General features: G+C 68.1%; 2 protein-coding genes. Both read left to right on the plus strand.

Annotated elements, in window-relative coordinates:
* Nucleotides 1-786: 4-alpha-glucanotransferase (locus HC022_RS25175; protein ID WP_175583735.1), on the plus strand; the 786-nt coding region annotated here is incomplete at its 5' end.
* Nucleotides 787-798: 12 nt separating this feature from the next.
* A partial coding sequence (locus HC022_RS25180; protein WP_167454213.1) for an alpha-D-glucose phosphate-specific phosphoglucomutase occupies nucleotides 799-1,973 on the plus strand: 1,175 nt, incomplete at its 3' end.

Here is a 1,973-nt window from a genome sequence, read left to right on the forward strand (position 1 = left end):
CACCTCGCCCCGTTCAACCCGGCGCACCTGAACGACACCGGCTTCGAGGCGCTGGCCCTGACGCTCCGCCAGCAACTCCGCTTCTCGGGAGCGCTGCGCATCGACCACATCCTCGGCTTCGAGCGCGCCTACTGGGTGCCCGACGGCGACCTGCCCGGCGCCTACGTGACCATGCCGCGCGACGCCATGCTGGCCATCGCCCGGATGGAGGCCGCCCGCGCCGGCGCGGTGATCGTGGGCGAGGATCTCGGCGTTATCCCCGACGGGCTGCAGCACGCGCTCGAGGACAGCGGCATCCTCGGCTGCCGTCTCATGTGCTTCGAGCACGCGGGCGACCCGCCGTGGTACCGCGCACCGCAGGACTACACCGAAGGCGCCATCGCCAGCTTCAGCTCGCACGACCTGCCGACCTGGCGCGGCTGGCGCTCGGGGCGCGAAATCTCTCTGCGCCGCGACATGGGCATCACCCCGCCCGAGCATGTCGAAGGCATGATGTCCTGGCGCGGCCGCGAGGTCGAAGGCTTCGACGGCGCCACCGGACCCTACCGCGACGGCTATGCGCCCGAGACGCCCGAGGCCATGGCCTCGCTGCTTGCGCAGACCGCATCGCGCATGGTGGCGTTACAGATCGAGGATATGCTGGGGCTCGACAACCAGCCGAACATGCCGGGAACGGTGTGGCAATACCCCAACTGGCGTCAGCGCCTTCCCACCGGCGTGGCAGAGATTTCCGCCTCGCCCGCGCTTGCAAACTGCGCCCGGATCATGAAACGTGCCGGGCGATAGGAGACGGAATTCATGACCACCATTCGCACCATCCCCACCGAACCGATCGACGGACAGAAACCCGGCACGTCGGGACTTCGCAAGAAGACCACGGTCTTCCAGACCCACCACTATCTCGAGAATTTCATTCAGAGCATCTGGAACGGGATCGGCGGCGTCGAGGGCAAGACGCTGGTGCTGGGCGGCGACGGGCGCCACTTCAACAGCCAGGCGGCGCAGGTGGTCATGCGCATGGCAGCGGCGAGCGGCGCGAAGAAGATCATCGTCGGCAAGCGCGCGCTGTTGTCGACGCCGGCCGCCTCCAACCTGATCCGCAAGCGCGGTGGCGACGGCGGCATCATCCTGTCGGCCAGCCACAATCCCGGCGGCCCCAACGGCGACTTCGGCGTGAAATACAACACCGGCAACGGCGGCCCCGCCGCCGAGGGCGTGACGGGCAAGATCTTCGATGCGACCAAGGAAATCGCCGAGTTCAAGGTCACCGAAAGCCATGACGTGGGCCTGCGCATGCTCGACACGGTGACGCTTGGCGACATGGAAATCGAGATCGTCGACCCGGTGGACGACTACGCCGACCTGATGGCGCAGCTCTTCGATTTCGACGCGATCCGGGCACTGTTCCGCTCGGGCTTCCGCATGCGCTTCGACGCCATGCACGCGGTCACCGGCCCCTATGCAACCCGCATCCTGCAGGAGATCCTCGGCGCGCCGCCGGGCACCGTGATCAACTCGATCCCGCTGCCCGATTTCGGCGAAGGCCACCCGGACCCGAACCCGACCTGGGCCAAGACCCTCTGGGACGAAATGATGCGCGCCGACGGCCCCGACTTCGGCGCGGCCTCCGACGGTGACGGCGACCGCAACATGGTGGTGGGCCGCCAGTGCTATGTCTCGCCCTCGGACAGTCTCGCAGTGCTCGCCGCCAACGCAACGCTGGTGCCGGGCTACAGGGACGGGCTCAAGGGCGTCGCGCGCTCGATGCCGACCAGCCAGGCGGTGGACCGCGTGGCCGAGAAGCTGGGCATCGACTGCTACGAGACCCCAACCGGCTGGAAGTTCTTCGGCAACCTGCTGGACGCCGGCCGCGCCACGCTCTGCGGCGAGGAAAGCTTCGGCACCGGCTCGGACCACGTGCGCGAGAAGGACGGCCTCTGGGCGGTGCTGTTCTGGCTCAACATCCTCGCCGG

The sequence above is a fragment of the Salipiger sp. HF18 genome (assembly GCF_011806505.1).
GTDB lineage: Bacteria > Pseudomonadota > Alphaproteobacteria > Rhodobacterales > Rhodobacteraceae > Salipiger > Salipiger thiooxidans.